Raw genomic sequence first — 18633 nt, 5'->3', positions numbered from 1 at the left:
TGCGTGCGTGCGGGGTGCGTGCGGGGTGCGTACGGGGTGGGTGCGGGGTGCGTTCGGGGTGCGTGCGGGGTGGGTGCGTGCGGGCTGCGGGTGGGCCCGGGCGGGCGTGGGTGCGGGTGTCGGGAGCGGGTGCCGCTGGGCGGGCACCCGCTCCCGTGGGCCGGTCCGGACCGTCAGGCGGTGATCCTGGTCTCGTCCGCGGCCGGAGATCCCTCCTCGGCGGCGTCGTCTCCGCCGGGCATTTCCTTGATCTTGGCGACCGGCCCACCGAGCAGGGTCAGGCCGCCGATGATGGTGACGGCGCCGGCCACCGCGAGGCCGCCGGTCAGTCCGATCGCCTCGCCGAGCGCGCCGCCGGCGAAGTAGCCCAGGGACAGGGCGCCGTAGACCGCCGAGAGCGCGGTGCCGCTGACGCGGCCCATCTGCTCGTTCGGGGTGACCCCCTGGACGAGGCTGAGGACGTGGATGTCGAACATCGGGGAGACGAAGCCGATGATGGCCTGGACCACGATCAGTCCGACGAAGCCGCCGATCGCGCCGCCCGTCGGGACCAGGATGTAGCCGGCACCGAGCACGACCGCGGTGATGACCAGGAGGCGGCCCACCGAGAGGCTCTTGGAGACGACCTCGGAGAGCACCGCGCCGACGATGACGAAGACCGACATGACGGCGAAGGCGGCGCCGACCTGGCCCGGGCTGAGGTCCAGCACCTTGTACGCGTAGACGATCAGGATGGCGTCGCCCATCGCCGCGCCGAGGTTGACCACGACGTTGGCGGTGAACAGGCCGCGCAGGACCGGGTTGCCGAAGAGGGTCCGCATGCCCTCCTTCATCTCCGCCTTCGCGGAGGCCTTCCGCTCCTCGGTCCGTTCGCGCACGTCCCGGTGGCGGATGACCAGCAGGGCGACGAGCGAGATGAGGAACGTGAAGGCGTCGGCGGTGATGGCGCGTGCGGCGCCGAGCAGCTGGATGAGCGCGCCACCGGCGCCCGCGCCGACCGCCTCGGCGACGCTGCGGCTGATCTGGAGTTTGGTGTTGCCCTCGATGAGGTTCTCGGTGCCGATGAGCTGTGGCAGCCAGGACTGGTAGGAGACCTCGAAGAAGGTGGTGAGGCAGCCGGTGACGCCGGCCACGATGAAGATGTGGGTCATGCTGACGGAGTCGAGCGCGAAGGCCAGCGGAATCGTCGCCAGGGCCAGGAAACGGCCCAGGTCCGCGACGATCATGACGGTGCGCCGAGAGACCCGGTCGGCCACCAGCCCGGCGATCGGGGCGAGCAGCAGGAAGGGGAGGAAGCGCAGCGCGCCGAGCACGCCGACCTCCAAGGCTCCGCCGTCCAGGACCACGACCGCGAGGGTCGGCAGTGCCAGGAGGGAGATCTTGTCGCCGAAGTTGCTGACGGTCTGCCCGAACCACAGGCGATTGAAATCGGAATGCCGACCGAGTGCCATGTCGACGCCCTTTTCTGATTGGGTACGGAATTGTCGGACGGCACTGACGCTATGGACCGCGAGTTAGGGCCCGGTTATGGATTCCGGGAATGTAGAACGCTTGTAGACATGCGATGAGCTCAGCCGGAGAAGCGTGCGATGTCGGCGCTCTCGCGGGCGATCCCGGCGGCCACGGCGGGGCTCGGGGGCTCCGCTGCGGGGAACGGTTCGACCTTCACGGGAGTTCCCCGGCGGCCGCCGGACCAGGTGCCGACGGCCAGGCCGTCGACGACCACGGTGGCCCGGATCTGGCCGCCGCCGGGCCACACCCGGCGTTCGTGCTCCGCGGGCACCGAGAGGTCCCGGCCGCGGTAGCCGACGAGGTAGTTGTCGTAGGCCGGCAGGAGCCGCACGTCGGGGTCGCCGGGGGCGGGCGGGGTCTCGGGGGCGGTGTCCCGGACGGCGGCGGTCCAGGCGTTCCGGCCCACCGTGGTCCTCAGGCCCGACCAGTGCACGAAGTCCAGTGCGTCGGAGGGGCCGTGGGCCGTACGGTAGCGGCGTGCGAGTTCCCGTACGGCCGCCTCCCCCGTGTACGGCAGGGGTCCGGTGGCGGGCAGCCAGTCGTCGAGGAGGACGAAGGTCGCCTCGCCGTCCTGCTGGGGCCCGTGGCAGATGCGGCCGGCCAGGGCGGCGCGGCGGATGAGGTGAAAGGCGGCCTGCCCCTTCGGCTCGACGCCGAGGGTGGTGAGCCGGTCGGTGAGCCGGGCGCGGGTGAGCGGTCCCTCCGCGCCGATCGCGTCGGCGATGAGCTGCTCCGAGCGCGTGCACAGGGAGTCGTCGAGGCCCAGTTCGCGCAGGCGCCGGCCGGCGAGTGCCAGGTAGACCGGGCCGAAGAGGGCCAGCAGCCAGCGGGCGTCGGCGGCGGGCACCAGCTGCAGGGTGCCGCGCATGAACCAGCCGCGGACGGCGGTGCGCTCGATGTCGGTGGCCCGGCGCACGGCCTCCTGCGTCAGCCCGCGGGCCCGGGCCCGCAGTCCGAGTTCCGCCGCGGGCAGGTCCTGGGCCTGGACGGCCAGCACCCGGTCGAGGACGGCGGCGACGGAGTCCTCCCGGACCTCGCCCCCGATGGCCTGTGCGCGCGCCCTGAGCAGCCGTTCGGTCGTACGTCGTTCCACGGGTCCAGTCTTTCAGCCGAGCAGCCGCAGCCGCATTTCCTCGCGGGCCGCCACGCATCCGACGGCCTGCGCTCCGCCCCAGTCCAGCAGCCGCCAGCCGTGCCAGCGCGGCGGCTCCTGCCCGTACACGGGAAGGTCGAGGCGGGCCGGCTCGTCCAGCGTGCCCGCCCCGACCTTGACCAGGGACTCCTTTCGTACCCACTGGCGCAGGAAGGCGCGCCGCGGGTGGGGGTCCGACCGCAGGGCGGTCAGTTCCTTCTCCGTGCAGACGGCCGAGGCCGTCCGCCAGTCCATGGGGCCGTCGCCGACGGCCTCCACGTCCACGCCGACCGGGCCGGCGGCCGCGGCGGCGGCGACCCAGCCCCGGGTGTGCGCGAGGCTGACGCCGGTGCCGGACGCCTCGACGAGCCGCGGCCTGCCGTGCGGCCGGTCGCACGAACCGCAGCCCTGAACGACGGTGAGGCCCTGCGCCGGGCGGCCCAGGAGCCGCCCGGCGCAGAGCCGGACCAGTGCGTGCGCCGCCAGGAAGTCGTCCCGGTCGGCGGCCGACCGGAGGGCGCCGGCGCGGTCCAGTTCGGTACGGGTCAGCAGTTCCCGTACGTCACCGGCCGCCGCCAGCACCGCTCCGGTCGGCCCGGCCAGTGCGAGACCGGCCATCAGCGCCTGCGGCGCAGCACCGCGTAGTAGCCGGGCAGCCGCAGGGCGTCGGAGTCCGACCGGGGGTCGATGGCGTGCAGTTCCATCGCCTCGTCCTCGACGATCTCCCAGCCCTCGGCGCCGAACGCCTCGGCCAGCTCGGGCCGCGTGAAGCGGTGCGAGTGCCGGACGCCGGCCGCCTCCAGCGGGCCGACCAGGTCCTCGGCGCGGCCGCGCTTGCCGCCGACGAAGCCCAGGTACCCGAAGGAGTTGCTGGAGTAGTCGGGCTCGTGCACGATCAGCGTTCCCTCGTCGCCCAGCAGCCGGTCGGCGACCGCGGCGAGCCGGGCCCGGGCCTCGGTGTCCAGGACGTGGAAGACGCCGCGGACGAAGATGTTGTAGGGCCCCTCCCCCAGGACCGCGGCCTGTTCGGCGTCGGTCATGTCGATCGCCAGGTAGTCGACGTTCGCCACGCCCTCCGCCTCGCGCTTGGCGTGGTCGATGGCGCTGGCCGACACGTCGACGCCGATGACCGACGGGTAGTGCGGGGCGAGTTCGCGGCTGTAGCGGCCGTTGCCGCAGCCGAGGTCGATGAGCGGCAGGTCCGCGTTGAAGTGGCGCTGCGCCTGGTCGAGGAGCCACTGGAACTCCTCGCCGCTGTCGGCGTCCCAGATGACGTCGCCGCCGCGTCCGGTGCGGCTGATGCCCGCCCAGTAGCGCTCCCAGGCGTCGCCCGTGTCGCGCTCCTCGGCCTTGCCCGTCCCGGCGCCCTCCTCGCCGGGCGGCGGGGAGTACCGCTCCCAGACCTCGTCCCCGCCGAGGGCCTCCAGCAGGGCCGTGAACTCCTCGAACATGGAGTCGATGAGACCGTCGGGGTAGACGGCGGGCAGGAAGTCCCAGTTGAAGGTGAGTCCTTCGGGCTTCTCGAAGACCTGGAAGTCCAGGGAGACCTGGGGGGTCTGGGAGATGCCGTAGACCGGGGCGCCCAGTTCGGTCTCCTCGTACTGCGGCGGGTGGCCGGCCAGGCTGGTCATGACCACGGGCATGGCCGGGGCGAGGGATCCGCGCAGCTTGGTGAGCTCGCGCAGGACCTGTACGCCGCTGAAGTAGCGGTGTTCGAGGTCGGCCCAGAGGCGGCGCTGGACGGCCTGGGCGCGTCCGGCGAAGGTGGAGTCCTGCTGTTCGACGGCGAGCAGCAGGGTGGTGGTGGTGTCCGCGAGCAGTGCGTTGACCTGCGGGTGCAGCGGGAGCCGGTTGAAGAGCGGGAAGTTGATGGTGAACCGGGCCTGGCCGGAGGCCTTGCCGAGGATCTCGGCGTAGGCGGCGGCCAGCACCCCGGAGGGCGTGACCTCGCGGGCGTGCGCCCGCTCCTGGATCCGGGTCCACAGCTCCGGGGGGACGACGTGGCTGCGGCGCTCGAAGCGGACCGGCAGTTCGGGGGCGTCGGCCGGCCGCCCGGGCAGTTCGGGGGCGGGCGGGAGGGTGGCGAGGCGGTCGCGCCAGTACCACTCGGAGCGGCGGTAGATCTCGCTGTCGCGCAGCGAGTTGCCGACGGCGAGCACGTAGTCGCGGAAGGTCAGCTCCAGCGGGGCGAGTTCGGCGTCGGGCTCGACGTAGTAGGTGACGAGGTCGGGGACGAGGACCTGGAAGTAGCTCCAGGCGTCGGCGACGAGGAAGTCCAGCGAGAGGTGGATCCGGGCCCGGCCGCCGCCGAGCAGGCTGATCCGTACGTCGAACAGCGGCCAGGCGTCGGCGTCGAGGACCTGGTGGGACAGCGTTTCGCGCAGGGCGGCCAGTTCGGCGGTGCGGGCCTGCTCGTCCAGGCCGCCGAAGTCGGTGACGGGGATCTCGTACGCCGGGATCTCCTCGAGGACCTGCTGGGTGCCGTCGGGCAGCACGCGGGTGCGCAGGGCGTCGTGACGCTCGACGAGCCGGCGCCAGGCCCTCTCGAAGCGGGGGACGTCGAGCTTCTCGCTCTCCCACTCGAAGTAGCCGTGGCAGCCGACGTTGCCGAGCTCGACCAGTCCGCCGCGGCCGATCCACAGCGCCTGCTGGCTCTCGGTCAGCGGGAACGGCTCGAACCGTGCGGCCGGGTCGGGGACGATTGCCGGCAGTCCGCCGAAGGAGCCCCGGCCGCCGGCGCGTTCGGTGGTGACGAGGGTGGCGAGCTCGGCGACGGTGGGGCAGGTGGAGAGGTCGGAGAGGCTGAGCTCGACCCCGTAGCGGCGGCGGATCTCGTCGATGAGCTGGAAGGCGAGCAGCGAATGCCCGCCCAGCTCGAAGAAGTTGTCGTGGATGCCGACGCCGTCGGTGCGGAAGGCCTCGGCCCACAGGCGGCTGAGGGCGTCCTCGACCTCGTTGCGCGGTGCCTCGTAACCGGCGCCGATGCCGTCGCGGCCCTCCGGGGGCTCGGGCAGGCTGCGCCGGTCGACCTTGCCGTTGGGCAGCCGCGGGAGGGAGGGCAGCACCACGACGGAGGCCGGGACCATGTAGTACGGCAGCGTACGGGCGACGTCGGCGCGCACCGCGGCCGGGTCGGGCTCGGCCCCGCCGGCCGGGGAGACGTAGGCGACGAGCCGCTTGTCGCCGGGGCCGCGTTCCTGCGTGACGACGACGGCCTCGGCGATGCCGTCGAGGCGTGCGATGTGCGTCTCGACCTCGCCGAGTTCGACGCGGAAGCCGCGGATCTTGACCTGGGAGTCGGACCGGCCGAGGAGCTCGACGGCGCCGTCCTCGCGGCGGCGGGCGAGGTCGCCCGTGTCGTAGAGCACCGGGTGCGGGTCGTCGGGCAGGAAGTTGGGGAGGAACGTGGCGGCGGTGAGCTCGGGGCGGCCGTGGTAGCCGGCGGCGACCCCGGCTCCGGAGACGTGCAGCCGGCCGACCTCGCCCTCGGGGACCGGGCGGCCGTCCTCGTCGAGGAGGTGGACGCGGAGGTTGGCGATGGGCACGCCGACCGGGACCTGGCGGGTGGCGCGGACCTCCTCGGAGGTGGCCTGGCTGGTGAAGTCGGTGCCGGCGCCGAGGTCGAGGCAGGACAGGACGTTGGTGGTCTCGGTGGTGCCGTAGGTCATCACCACGCGGAAGGGGGTGTCGACGGGCGGCCAGCTGTGGACGCGCTCGGCCGTGGTCACCAGGATCCGCAGCGCCGTGTCCGCGGGCCACTCCAGGCCCCACACGGGCTCGGCGAGCGCGGCCACCAGCATGGTGTGGGTGATGCCCTCGCCGGCCAGCCAGTCGCGGATCTGCTCGGGGGTCTGTGCCCGGCCCGCCTCGGGAATGTGGATCGCGGCGCCGGCCGGCAGGTAGGCGAGCCATTCCATGATCTGGACGGCGAAGCCGGGGGTGGACATCCAGGAGGCGCGGTCGCCGGGGCGGACGCCGTAGGCGCGGGCGGTCCAGTGGACGAGGTTGGTGAGCGCGCCGTGCCGTTCCAGGACGGCCTTGGGGGTGCCGGTGGAGCCGGAGGTGTAGATGAGGTGGCTGACGGTGTCGGGGCCGGTGACGGAAGCGGGCGCGGTGTCCGGCATGCCCTGTCCGGCGGTGGCGACCTCGGCCCGCGGGACGTCCTGCGGTATCCGGCGGCCGAGTTCGTCCGGGGTGAGCACGAGCAGCGGGCCCGCGTCGGCGATCATCGCGGCGAGCCGGTCGTCGGGGTTGACCGGATCCAGGGCGACGATCGCGGCGCCCGTCTTGAGGATCGCCAGGGAGCCGAGGACGTACTCGGCGCTGCGCGGGTAGCAGAGCCCGATCCGGGTTCCGGGCGCGGCTCCGCGGACGATCAGCGCGTGCGCGAGACGGTTGGTGGCGGCCTCCAGTTCGGCGTACGTCCAGGTGCGCCCGCCCTGCGCGAGGGCGGTGGCCGTGGGGGTGCGGGCGGCCTGTGCGGCGAGGAGTTCCGGATACCCGGTCGCGGGGAACGCGGCGTCCGAGCGGTTGAAGTCGACGAGTGCGGTGGTCACAGTACGGGCCCTTTCTTACTTCGCGAAGGCTCGGCTGCGCAGCAGCCGCACGGGGAGACTGTTGATCCCCCAGGTGAAGTTGGACGAGTTGAAGGTGGCGGGGCCGGTCAGTTCGAACCCGTCCAGCACGGCGAGCATCTCGGTGAGCAGGGCGCCGAGTTCGAAGCGGGCGAGGCGGGCGCCGAGGCAGAGGTGGCGGCCGTGGCCGAAGGCGACGTGCCGGTTGGGGCGGCGGTCGACCCGGAAGGAGTGCGGGTCGGCGAAGACGTCCTCGTCCCGGTTGGCCGAGACGTTCCACAGCGTGACGCGGGCGCCCGCGGCGACGGGGATCCCGTTGATCTCGGTGTCGTGGGCGGCGGTGCGCAGGGCGTGCACGCCGGGTGTGGTCCAGCGCAGGATCTCCTCGACCGCGGGGGCGATGCCGTCCGGGCCGAGGCCGCGCAGCAGCCGCCACTGGTCGGGATGTTCGGCGAACATGTGGACGGCGCCGGCCGCCGAGTAGCGGGTGGTCTCGTTGGCGCCGGACAGGACGCCGTTGAGGTTGAAGACGATCTCGTGGTCGCTGAGCGGCCGTTCGCTGCCGTCGCCCTCGTCGACGAGGGTGTCGTGGGCGATCTGGCTGACCAGGTCGTCGCCGGGGCGGGCCCGGCGTTCGGCGAGCAGCTCGATGAAGTAGAGGAAGATCTCCGAGTGGGCGTTGCTGCGGACCGTCTCGTCCGGGGAGTCGAAGGCGTCGGTGGTCAGGGCGCCGATCCACGCCCAGTCGGCGCGCGGGATGCCGAGGATGGCACAGACCACCCGGTTGGGCAGCTGCTTGGCCAGGTCGATGAAGTCCAGTTCGTCGCGTTCGGCGGCCTCGGTGACCAGTTCGCCGACGACCTTCTCGACGAGGGCCTCCAGGCGCGGCATCTGCTGCGGGCCGAAGGCCTGTCCGAGAGCCCGCTTGAGGCGGGTGTGGTGCGGGACGTCGGAGACGATGAGCATGCGCTGGGCGACGGCGGCGACGGCGGCCGGGTCACTGCCCAGCCGCATGCCCCGGCCCGAGGTGAAGGTGTCGCTGTCGGCGTAGACCTTCATGATGTCGCGGTGCCGGGTGAGCGCCCAGAAGCCGCCGTCGTCGCTGCCCGCTTCGGGGTGCCAGTGGACGGGCGAGTTGGCGCGCAGCCAGGTGAACGTCGGCCAGAAGTCGTTGCGGCCGAAGGGGCCCGGGTCGAGCAGGTCGATCTCCATCTCAGGCTCCTCGCAGGCTGAGCGGGCGGATGTCGGGCCAATGGGCGTCGACGAAGGCGGCGCATTCGTCCTCGGTGCCGTCGAAGCCGGCCGGCGTCCAGCCGTCGGGCGTCTCGCGCGTGGCGGGGTACAGCGCGTACTGCCCCTCGTGGTTCACGAGGACCTGGTGGGTGGTGGGCACGGTGTCCTCCGGGCTCGGGCCGATGGGTGCGGGCGGGCTGTCAGGCGGTCGGGGCGAGGGGTGCGCCCTCGCCCCGCAGCAGGGTGCTCAGGTGGTCCAGTACGGGCTGGGGGCGGCGCAGTACGGCGTGGTGGCCGCCGGTGGTGGTGTGCCGGGTGAAGGCGGAGGTGGTGACCGCCGCCCAGCCGTCCAGGTCGGCCGCGCTGACGGTCTCGTCGCCGTCGGCGCCCCAGGCGTGCACGGGCACGGAGAGCGGGGTGCCCGGCTGGTGGACGTAGCTCAGGGACAGCTGGGCGTCCTTGCGGAGCATGCCGACCATCAGGGCGCGGGTGTCCTCGTCGAGCAGCCGCGGATCGAGGTCGGCGGTGTCGAAGAGCTTGTCGAGCTCCTCTCCGTCGTCGACGATGCCGCGGCCGGCTCCGGTCCAGTGGCCGGGTGCCCGGCACCCGCTGACCACGAGGGCGCGCGGGGTGATCCGGCGGGACACCTCGTAGCCGAGGAGGCCGCCGAAGCTGTGCCCGAAGACGATCAGCGGCCGGTTCCCGACGGTGGACACCAGTTCGGCGGCGATGGCCGCCACGGCCTCGTCGAAGGTGTCCGGCATGGGTTCCCGCCAGCGGTTCTCCCGGCCCGGCAGCTGTACGCCGTACACCTGCCCGATGCCCTCCAGCGCGGGCTGCCAGGCACGGAACTGCTGGCAGCCGGCGCCGGCGGGGGGCAGGCACAGCAGTACGGGCAGCGCCGGGTCGGCCGGGGCCGTCCAGGTGGAGATCCAGGTACCCATGGCCTACGCCCCTTCGGCGGCGTCGGCGGCGTCGGCCGCTTCGGCGGCGGCCCCGCCCTGTTCGGCGGCGAGCCGGTCGATCTCGGCGGCGACGTCGGCGACGGTCGGCCGGGCCAGCAGCGCACCGAGGCCGACGCGCAGCCCGGTGGTGCGGCGCAGCTCCGACACCGCGCGGGCGGCGGCCAGCGAGTGGCCGCCCAGGTCGAAGAAGTCCGCCTCGGGACCGGGGACCTCGGTGGCGAGCACCTCGGCCCATACGGTCATCACCGTGCGCTCGCTCGCGCTGACCGCGGCGCCTGCGGCCGTGCCCGGTCCGGTGCCGGGTCCGGGCTCGGCGAGGGCCCGGGCCAGTGCCGTGCGGTCGGCCTTGCCCGTGGTCAGGGTCGGGATCCGGTCCAGTACCCGTACCGTGCCCGGGACCGCCGCCGCGGGCAGCTGCTTGCGGCAGCGCTCCACGACCCGCTCGGCGAGCCCGGCCGGGTCCGCGACGCCGGGTGCGGCGACGACGGCGAGGCCGAGGCTCTGGCCGGTGGTCAGCGGGCAGCAGGCCGCGGCGACGACCTCGGGGAGTTCGGCGGCGACCCGCTCGACCTCGCCCAGCTCGATGCGGTGGCCGCGGATCTTCACCTGGTCGTCCCGGCGGCCCCGGTACTCCAGTTCGCCGCCGTCGCGGCGGATCACCACGTCGCCGGTGCGGTACATGCGGGTGCCGCCGCCCTGGAAGGGGTCGGGCAGGAACCGGCTGGCGGTCAGGCCGGGGCGGCCCCGGTAGCCGCGGGCGACGGCGGGCCCGCCGAGGTAGAGCTCGCCCTCGGTGCCCGCGGCCACCGGCCGCAGCTCCTCGTCCAGGACGTAGGCCCGGTAGCCGGGCAGCGGTCGTCCGATGCTGGTCACGTCGTCCCCTCGTCGGCTGTCGGCCCAGGTGGCGGCGATGGTCACCTCCGTCGGCCCGTACACGTTGAGCAGCCGGCGGCCCTCGGCGAAGCGCTCGGCCAGGGCGGCCGGGCAGGCCTCCCCTGCGACGACGACCACCTCGGCGGTGTCGAGCCCCGCGCCGTGGGCGGCGAGCAGCGACGGGGTGAGGGAGACGGTGCGCAGTCCGGCGGGCAGCGGCTCGCGGCCCTCGGCGGCGGCCTGGCGCAGTCCGTCGAGGGAGAGGTCGGTGAGGGCCACTCCCTGGCCGTGGACGAGGTAGAGCAGGGTGCACCAGAGCCAGCCGTCGAAGGCGGGCGACACGGCGTTGAGGCCGAGTCCGCCGGCGGGCAGGCCGAGTCCGGCGAGGGCGTCGACGAAGGTGTCCAGGCCCCGGTAGGTGACCTCGACGCCCTTGGGGCGGCCGGTGGTTCCGGAGGTGTAGATGAGGTAGGCGCAGCCGTCGGGGGCGGGCGGGGACACCGCGAGCGCCCCGGGGGCGCCCCGGCGGACCTCGCGGGGCGTCAGCAGGCCGGTGCCGCCCGTCTCCAGGCCGGCGGGCACGCCGGTGGCGACGAGGACGGCGGCGCCGGAGTCGCGCAGTATCCCGCCGAGGCGCTCGACGGGGTGCCCGGGGTCCAGGGGTACGGCCGTGCCGCCCAGGCTCCAGACGGCGAGCAGGGCGGGCACGCTCTCGCGGGAGCGGCCCAGCAGGAGCCCGACCGGGGTGTCGGGGCCGACTCCGGCGCGGGCCAGGGCAGCGGCGTACCGGGCGGTGCGGGCGGTCAGCGCGGCGTAGGTGAGGTTGCCGTCCACCGCCTTGACCGCGGTCTCGTTCGGCTGCTCGCGGGTCCACCGTTCCAGGCGGGCGAACAGCGGCGGGAGCGCGCCCGGGGCGTTCGCCCCGGCCGCCCCGGCGTGGGGCTCGGTCATCCGTCGTTCCTCTCGGTGTCCGCGGGGCGGGCGGCCTCGGTGGCCCGCAGTCGCGGACCGACCACCTGGCCTCCCTCACCCTGCGGGAGCTGCATCGACTTGGTCTCCAGGAAGGCCTCCAGTCCGGCCGTGCCGCACTCGCGTCCGATCCCGGACTGCTTGAACCCGCCGAACGGGGCCGCCGGGTTGAACTGGCCGCCGTTCACGTCGACCAGGCCGGAGCGGAAGCGGCGCGCGACCCGCTGGGCGCGGGCGTCGTCGCCGGACCAGACCGCGCCGTGCAGGCCGTAGCGGGTCCCGTTGACGGTCCGGACGGCCTGCTCCTCGTCGTCGTAGGGGATGACGGACAGCACCGGTCCGAAGATCTCCTCCTGGGCGATCGTGGTGAGCGGGTCGACGTCGGCGAAGACCGTCGGCTGGACGAAGTAGCCGGTGTCGAGGCCGTCGGGCCGGTCGGGGCCGCCGCGGACCAGGCGGGCTCCGCCCTCCTCGGCGCCGCGCCGGATGTAGCCGGTGACGCGGGCGTGCGCGGCCGCGGACACCAGCGGGCCGAGGTCGGTCGCCGGATCGCGCGGGTCGCCGGTGACGTATCCGTCCATGGCCCGGCCCGCCAGCTCGACGGCCTCGTCCTGACGGTCGCGGGGCACGAGCAGTCGGCTCCACTGCAGGCAGGTCTGGCCGGTGTTGAAGAGCATCTGGTCGACGGTGGCGGCCACGGCCGCGGCCAGGTCGGCGTCGTCGAGGACGAGGCTGGCGTTCTTGCCGCCGAGTTCGAGGTGGATGCGCTTGATCCGGTCGGCGCCGAGCGCGGAGACCTGGCGGCCGGCCCGGGTGGAACCGGTCAGGGAGACCACGTCGACCAGTGGATGGGTGACGAGGGCCGTTCCGACCGTGTCGCCGGTGCCGACGACCATGTTGAAGACGCCGGGCGGCAGGTCCGCCTCGGCGACGGCCTCGGCGAGCAGCCGGGCGTGCAGCGGGGTGATCTCGCTCGGCTTGTGCACGACGGTGCAGCCGGCGGCCAGCGCCGGGAGGATCTTCTGCACGGTGAGCAGCAGCGGGGTGTTCCACGGGGTGATGCAGGCCGCGACCCCGGCGGCCTCGCGCACGACGAGCGAGTGTCCCACCCGCTCCTCGAAGGCGTAGGAGGCGGCGGTCTCCACGCAGTGCGCCGCCATGCCGAGGGACAGCCCGACATGGGTGTGCCGGGCCATCCGGGCGGGCGCCCCGACCTCGGCGGTGATGGTCTCGGCGAACCGGTCGGCCCGCACCTCCATGGCTTCCACGACCCGGCGCAGCAGGGCGGTCCGCTCCCGCAGCGGGGTCGCGGCCCAGCCTTCGAAGGCGGCCGCGGCGGCGCGCGCCGCGAGGTCGGCGTCCCGGGCGGTGCCGGCGGGGACGGTGGCCAGGGCGCGCTCGGTGGCCGGGTCGGTGACGACGAGTCGGCCGTCGGCCTCGGAGGCGACCCAGGCGCCGCCGATCCACTGGTCGGTGTAACGGGGCGGCAGGGGGGCGGCGTTCGGGGCGTCGCCGGATCGTCTGGTGTCCTGCGGCACGGTCGGCACGGTCAGCACGGTCACGGTGGGGTCCTCACTCGGTCGCGGAATTCACGGGCTCGCTGAACAGCGGTGTCGGTCACGCGGTCGCAGGGTCGGCGGTGCGGGCCAGGACGGCCGCGGCCCGGTTGTCGGGCCTGGCCCTGCGGACCGGGCGGGCCAGGGCGGGAGTGCGGGCCTCCACGCTCCACGGCGGCGTCCCGGGCTGGCGGCCGGCGGGCCGCAGCGCGCGGACCGTGGCGGGGGCGCCGCCGACGGCGGCGGGGGCGGGGCCGGGGGCGGCGCCGCGGGCCGCGGCCGGGATCAGGGTGCGCAGCAGCCGCTGGGTCTCGGGGCCCGGTGCCACGGCCAGTTCGTCACGCATCCGGCGGGCGCACAGCTCGTACCAGCGGCGTACGCAGGCCAGTTCGCCGCGCCGGCCGTGCGCGGCCATCAGCGCGCGGTAGGTCTCCTCGTGGTGGCGGTCGATCTCCAGCGTGCGCTTGCAGAGCTCGATCAGCTCCACGAAGTCCTCGCGGTCCTCGGCGTCGGCGCGCAGCACGCCCAGGGCCCTCAGGGCCATGGCCCTGAGGTATTCGCGCTGTTCGACGACCCAGTCGGCGCTCTCGCCGCGCAGGAACTCGCCGCCGTAGAGGGCGATGGCCGCGCGCAGCCGGGTCCGGGCGAGTGCGGTGTCGCCCGCGGTGGCGGCGCGCAGACCGGCGTGCGTCAGCTCCTGGAAGCGGTCGAGGTCGGACCACAGGCCGGTGACGTGCAGGACGTAGCCGAAGTCGCGGTAGACCAGCTGGATCCCGGAGTCGCCGGGGCGGTCGGGGTGGGCGTCCAGCACCCGGCGCAGCGCGTGGGCGGCGACCTTGAGCGAGCTGCCCGCGCTGCTGTCCGTGCCGGGCCACAGGGAGGCGTAGAGACGGTCCCGGGTGAGCATCTGGCCGCGGTGGACGACGAGGTACTGGAAGAGGCCGCGGGCCTTTCCGGCCCGCCAGCGCCGCACGGGCGCGCCGTTCACGGTCAGCTCGAAATCGCCCAGGAAGCGGATGCGTACCGCCGGCCCCGCTGTTTCGGTCGCTGCGGTGGTCATCGCGTCCTCCCGGTCGTCGTCCGCCTGCCGCTGTGCCTGCGTGACGAGTGTGTTCGGGGGGCCTACAACGGGCCTACAACGGCTGGATCCTTTCGGTGTAGAGCGGTGATAGGGCGGTTTTCGACACTGCTGAGCACGACCACCCGAACCGCCGACTCCGAAATGAGGGCTGTTTCATGACCAGCACCGACACCCGGCTTCAGAAGGTCGTCATCCTGGGAGGCGGCACGGCCGGCTGGATGACGGCCGCGTATCTCGGCAAGGCGCTCCAGGGAACCGTCGACATCACCGTGCTCGAGGCGCCGACGATCCCGCGCATCGGGGTCGGCGAGGCCACCGTCCCCAATCTCCAGCGCTCCTTCTTCGACTACCTGGGGATCGCCGAGGACGAGTGGATGCGGGAGTGCAACGCCAGCTTCAAGATGGCCGTGCGTTTCGTGAACTGGCGGACCGGCGGACAGGGCGAGTCGACGGCCCGGGAGCTGCCGGGTGGCGGTCCGGACCACTTCTACCACCCCTTCGGGCTCCTCCCCGACTACGACCAGACGCCGCTGTCGCACTACTGGTTCAAGCGCAAGTACGAGGGCCGCACCACCGAGCCGTTCGACTACGCCTGCTTCCGCGAGCCTCCCGTGATGGACGCCATGAAGGCCCCACGCTGGCTCGACGGCCGTCCGGCCACCCGGTACGCCTGGCACTTCGACGCCCAGCTGGTGGCCGACTTCCTGCGCCGCTTCGCCACCGAGAAGCAGGGCGTGAACCACGTCCAGGACGAGATGGTCCGGGTCGAGCAGGACTCCCGCGGCTACGTGACCACGCTGCACACCAAGGGCGGACTGGCGCTGGACGCCGACCTGTTCGTGGACTGCTCCGGCTTCCGCGGACTGCTGATCAACCAGGCGATGGAGGAGCCCTTCATCGACATGAGCGACCACCTGCTGTGCGACAGCGCGGTGGCGACGGCCGTCCCGCACGACGACGAGGCGAACGGGGTGGAGCCGTACACCTCGGCGATCGCCATGTCGTCCGGCTGGGCGTGGAAGATCCCCATGCTGGGGCGCTTCGGCACCGGCTACGTGTACTCCAGCAAGTTCACCGACCAGGGCACCGCCACCCGCGAGTTCGCGGACATGTGGGGGCTGGACGTCGAGGAGACGAAGTTCAACCACATTCGCTTCCGGGTCGGCCGCAACCGCCGCGCGTGGGTGAAGAATGTGGTCAGCATCGGCCTGTCGTCGTGCTTCCTGGAGCCGCTGGAGTCGACCGGCATCTACTTCATCACCGCGGCGATCTACCAGCTGGCGAAGCACTTCCCGGACAAGACCTTCAACGAGGGCCTGGTCAACAGCTTCAACCACGAGATCGAGGTGATGTTCGACGACACCCGCGACTTCATCCAGGCGCACTTCTTCTACGCGCCGCGCAACGACACGCCGTTCTGGCAGGCCAACAAGAAGCTGGTCCTCCCCGACAACATCAAGCAGAAGATCTCCGCCTACAAGGCCGGCCTGCCCATCAACTCCCCGATCACCGACGAGTCGACGTACTACGGCAACTTCGAGGCGGAGTTCCGCAACTTCTGGACCAACGGCAGCTACTACTGCATCTTCGCCGGCCTCGGTCTGGAGCCGGACGCCCCGCTGCCCACCCTCGCGCACCGGCCCGAGTCGGTGGCCGGCGCCGAACCGCTCTTCGACACCGTCAAGCGCCAGCAGCAGAACCTGCTGGAGACCCTCCCCAGCGCGTACGACTACCTGCGCCACCTGCACGGCGCGTAAGGCCCCCCGCGACGGCGGCCCGGCAGCACGGCTCTCGGCCGGCTGCCGGGCCGCCGTCGCTTCCAGCCATCTCAGGAGTCAGACATGCCCCACCGCTCCGCGCCCCATCCCACCGCGCCGGACGAGTCGGCCAGAGACCACCGTGCGGACCTCCGGCCCTTCATGGCTGCCTTCCCCACCGGGGTGTCCATCGTCACCACCCTGGGTCCGGACTCCGTGCCCCACGGCCTGACCTGCAGTTCCGTCGCCAGCGTCGCACTCGAACCGCCCACTGTCCTGGTGTGCGTGAGGTCGGCGAGCCCGACCCTCTCGGTGGTGCTCCAGCAGGGGGCCTTCGCCCTCAACCTGCTGCACGAGCGGGCCCGCGGCGCCTCCGACCTCTTCGCCTCGGGCGCGCCCGACCGCTTCGAGCGCGTCGAGTGGCGGCTGCCGCTGGGGGCGGGCGGGCCCCACCTGACGGCGGACGCCCACGCCGTGGCGGACTGCGCCGTGGTGCGGACCGTCGGGTTCGGCGACCACACGGCCGTCTTCGCCGAGGTCCGCCGCGTGACGCTGCGGGAGGACCCGCAGCCCCTGCTGTACGGCCTGCGCCGCTACGCCCAGTGGTCGCAGGCGGCCTCGGTCCCGCCGCCGCCGGCTCACCTCGACCCGTCCGCCGTGCTGCGCCCCGGCGCCCCCGAAGGAGGCACCCGTGTCGTCGGCTGATCCGCTGCCCGCCCTCCTGGTCGCCGTTCCGGCGGTGATCCTCGCCTGCCAGGCGGGAGCCGCGGTCTGCCGCCGGTTCGGCCAGCCCCCGGTGGTGGGCGAGATAGCCACCGGCATCCTGCTGGGCCCGTCCCTGCTGGGCTGGATCTGGCCACAGGCCCAGCACGCGCTGTTCCCCGCGTCCGTCCTGCCGTACACCTCGGTCCTCGGCCAACTCGGCCTGCTCGCGTTCATGTTCCTGGTGGGCCTGGAACTCGACCTGAAGAACCTGCGCGGCCACACCCGCGTCGCGATCGCCGTGAGCCAGGCGGGCATGCTCCTGCCACTGGCCCTGGGCGCGCTCCTCGCGGTCGCGGCGTACGCAGAGTTCGCGCCGGAGGGCGTGGGCCGGACACCTTTCATCCTGTTCATGGCCGTCGCCATGAGCATCACGGCCTTCCCCGTACTGGCCCGGATACTCATCGACCGGGGGCTGTACGGCACCCCGCTCGGGGCGCTCGCCATGGCGTGCGCGGCCGTGGACGACGTCGTCGCCTGGTGCCTGCTGGCGCTGGTGGTCGCGCTCTCCTCGGCCGGGTCCCCGGTGGAGGCGGCCACCACCGCCGCCCTCGCCGTGGCCTTCACCCTGTTCATGCTGTACGCGGTACGGCCGCTGCTGGCCCGCTGCTCGGCCCGCGTCGACCGGGCCGGGGACGCGATGGTCCTGGTGGTGCTCTTCAGCGGGCTGAGCCTGTCCGCGCTGGCCACCGACCGGATCGGTGTGCACGCGCTGTTCGGCGCGTTCCTGTTCGGGGTGATCACCCCGCGCACCGGGGGACGCGTCGAGGTCGCGGCGGCCCGGCTGAGGGCCTTCACGGTACCCGTGCTGCTGCCGCTGTTCTTCGTGCACACCGGCCTGCGGACCGACATCGGGGGGCTCACCGCCTCGCCCGAGCTGTGGCTCTGGACTGCCGCCATCCTGGCCGTCGCGTTCCTCGGGAAGTGGGGCGGCGCTGCGGGCGCGGCCCGCATCTGTGGAAGACCGTGGCGGGAGGCCCTGTCGATCGGCGCCCTGATGAACTGCCGGGGGCTGACCGAGCTGGTGGTGCTCAACGTGGGACTGGAACTGGGCGTGATCGGTCCGCAGCTGTTCACCATGCTCGTGCTGATGGCGCTGGTGACGACGGCCATCACCAGCCCGGCGCTCACCCGGCTGCGCGCCACGGGGGCGACCCCGCCGGACCGGGCGCCGTCCCCACCGGAGACCGCGCTCTCCAGACCCTGACGACCCGACCCGGCCGGCGGATGCCCGACGACTGTTCAGGCGCCCGCCGGCCGCTGCCTTTCCCCCGCCAGGTCGCGTGCGTAGACGACAGCCGGGCGGCCGTCCAGCACGGTCTCGCCCACCGGGACGAACCCGGTGCGCTGCAGCACCGTGCGCGATCCGGTGTTGTCGACGGTCGCGGCGGCGCGCAGGGTCCGCAGCCCGTACGTGTCCGCGGCCAGCACGAGCACCTGCCGGACGGCGCTGGTGGCCAGGCCCCGGCCGGCCGCGTCCTTCGCGACGCGGAAACCCAGTTCGGCGGAGCCGTCCTCGACGTCGATCAGGTTGACCCGGCCCAGCACCTCGCCGTCCCCGCCGATGATCAGGTGCAGGTGGTCGCGCCCGGCGGCCTGCCCGGCCAGGAGTTCACCGTGGCGGGCGTCGAAGTCGGCGAAGTAGGCGTCTCCGCGGTCGGGCACCGACTCGGCGAAGTAGGACCGGTTGGCGCGTTCGAACGCGAGCAGGGCCGGGGCGTGTTCGGCTCGCAGCCGCTGGAGTTCCGTCATCGGCGCATCGTAAGCCGACGGGCTGACGCCGGAGGTGCTTTCTACCGCGCCGCGCTCTCGGTCGGGACGCAGAGCACGGGGATGGGTGAGAGGTGCAGGAGTTTGTGCGGGGTGGAGCCGAGCAGTGCGCCGCGCATCGGGCTGTCGCCCCAGCTGCCGACGATGATGACGCGGGCGCCGTGGCGTTCGGCGGCGTCGAGCAGGGCCTGGGCGGGCTTGTCGTCGACGACCTCGACCGTGGAGGGGACCCCCGCGGCGTCGGCCTCCTCGACGGCGTGGGCGAGGGCGCTGCGGCCCGCCTGGCGGACGGCTTCGCGGTGGGCGCGGTACTCCTCCCCGGTGCTGCCCGGGGCGGCGGCCCCGTAGACGAGCACGAGCGGCTCGCCGAAGGCGGTGGCCACCTCCAGTGCGACGGACAGGGCCCGTTCCGCGCCGGGCGACTCGTCGTATCCAAGGACCACGGACAT

The 18633-nt window shown here is 73.4% G+C and carries 15 protein-coding genes; 3 read left to right on the top strand and 12 right to left on the bottom strand.

From position 1 onward, the window contains the following. Window positions 1-173: 173 nt before the first annotated feature. The 10 genes from AC2RP6_RS33360 to AC2RP6_RS33315 form a co-directional block, all read right to left on the bottom strand. Entirely contained in the window at window positions 174-1451 is a 1278-nt protein-coding gene (locus AC2RP6_RS33360; protein WP_486449559.1) for an MFS transporter, read from the bottom strand. 119 nt (window positions 1452-1570) lie between these two features. Next, window positions 1571-2605 carry a winged helix DNA-binding domain-containing protein gene (locus AC2RP6_RS33355; protein ID WP_486449558.1) on the bottom strand — a complete coding sequence of 345 codons (1035 nt, stop codon included), beginning with the start codon at window positions 2603-2605 and terminating at the stop codon, window positions 1571-1573. A 12-nt stretch (window positions 2606-2617) separates the two neighbouring features. Then, on the bottom strand, window positions 2618-3262 hold the full coding sequence (locus AC2RP6_RS33350) for a 4'-phosphopantetheinyl transferase family protein (RefSeq protein WP_486449557.1): 645 nt from the start codon (window positions 3260-3262) through the stop codon (window positions 2618-2620). Beyond that, window positions 3262-7200 (bottom strand): amino acid adenylation domain-containing protein, encoded by a 3939-nt coding sequence (locus tag AC2RP6_RS33345; RefSeq protein WP_486449556.1) that lies wholly within the window; start codon window positions 7198-7200, stop codon window positions 3262-3264. The genes AC2RP6_RS33350 and AC2RP6_RS33345 overlap by 1 nt, the downstream gene beginning before the upstream one ends. A gap of 15 nt (window positions 7201-7215) precedes the next feature. Continuing rightward, window positions 7216-8430, bottom strand: a complete 1215-nt coding sequence (locus AC2RP6_RS33340; RefSeq protein ID WP_486449555.1) for a cytochrome P450 — start codon at window positions 8428-8430, stop codon at window positions 7216-7218. A gap of 1 nt (window position 8431) precedes the next feature. Then, window positions 8432-8635 carry an MbtH family protein gene (locus tag AC2RP6_RS33335; protein WP_076043097.1) on the bottom strand — a complete coding sequence of 68 codons (204 nt, stop codon included), beginning with the start codon at window positions 8633-8635 and terminating at the stop codon, window positions 8432-8434. Between the two features lie 16 nt (window positions 8636-8651). Further along, window positions 8652-9395 carry a thioesterase II family protein gene (locus tag AC2RP6_RS33330; RefSeq protein ID WP_486449554.1) on the bottom strand — a complete coding sequence of 248 codons (744 nt, stop codon included), beginning with the start codon at window positions 9393-9395 and terminating at the stop codon, window positions 8652-8654. A gap of 3 nt (window positions 9396-9398) precedes the next feature. Then, window positions 9399-11240, bottom strand: a complete 1842-nt coding sequence (locus AC2RP6_RS33325; RefSeq protein WP_486449553.1) for a non-ribosomal peptide synthetase — start codon at window positions 11238-11240, stop codon at window positions 9399-9401. Next, complete coding sequence (locus AC2RP6_RS33320) at window positions 11237-12748, bottom strand: aldehyde dehydrogenase family protein (RefSeq protein ID WP_486450538.1); 1512 nt, start codon at window positions 12746-12748, stop codon at window positions 11237-11239. Before AC2RP6_RS33320 ends, AC2RP6_RS33325 begins: the two co-directional genes overlap by 4 nt. A gap of 127 nt (window positions 12749-12875) precedes the next feature. Then, on the bottom strand, window positions 12876-13874 hold the full coding sequence (locus AC2RP6_RS33315) for an AfsR/SARP family transcriptional regulator (protein ID WP_486449552.1): 999 nt from the start codon (window positions 13872-13874) through the stop codon (window positions 12876-12878). A 176-nt stretch (window positions 13875-14050) separates the two neighbouring features. On the opposite strand from AC2RP6_RS33315, the gene AC2RP6_RS33310 reads away from it, so the two are divergent. The 3 genes from AC2RP6_RS33310 to AC2RP6_RS33300 all read left to right on the top strand — a co-directional run bounded on the left by AC2RP6_RS33310 (window position 14051) and on the right by AC2RP6_RS33300 (window position 17621). Then, a complete protein-coding gene (locus tag AC2RP6_RS33310; protein WP_486449551.1) occupies window positions 14051-15652 on the top strand; it encodes a tryptophan halogenase family protein in 1602 nt (533 codons plus the stop codon). A gap of 84 nt (window positions 15653-15736) precedes the next feature. Next, window positions 15737-16357 carry a flavin reductase family protein gene (locus AC2RP6_RS33305; RefSeq protein ID WP_486449550.1) on the top strand — a complete coding sequence of 207 codons (621 nt, stop codon included), beginning with the start codon at window positions 15737-15739 and terminating at the stop codon, window positions 16355-16357. Next, window positions 16344-17621, top strand: coding sequence for a cation:proton antiporter (locus AC2RP6_RS33300; RefSeq protein ID WP_486449549.1), 1278 nt, complete (start codon window positions 16344-16346; stop codon window positions 17619-17621). Before AC2RP6_RS33305 ends, AC2RP6_RS33300 begins: the two co-directional genes overlap by 14 nt. A 35-nt stretch (window positions 17622-17656) precedes the next feature. On the opposite strand, the gene AC2RP6_RS33295 is transcribed toward AC2RP6_RS33300, so the two are convergent. Next, window positions 17657-18166: a GNAT family N-acetyltransferase gene (locus tag AC2RP6_RS33295; protein ID WP_486449548.1), complete on the bottom strand. Its 510-nt coding sequence runs from the start codon at window positions 18164-18166 to the stop codon at window positions 17657-17659. A gap of 41 nt (window positions 18167-18207) precedes the next feature. Beyond that, entirely contained in the window at window positions 18208-18633 is a 426-nt protein-coding gene (locus AC2RP6_RS33290; protein ID WP_486449547.1) for a universal stress protein, read from the bottom strand.

The organism is Streptomyces sp. WAC03905, from assembly GCF_057371075.1.
Note: the sequence above shows the minus strand (reverse complement) of the source record. Positions and strands in the feature narration are given on the sequence as shown.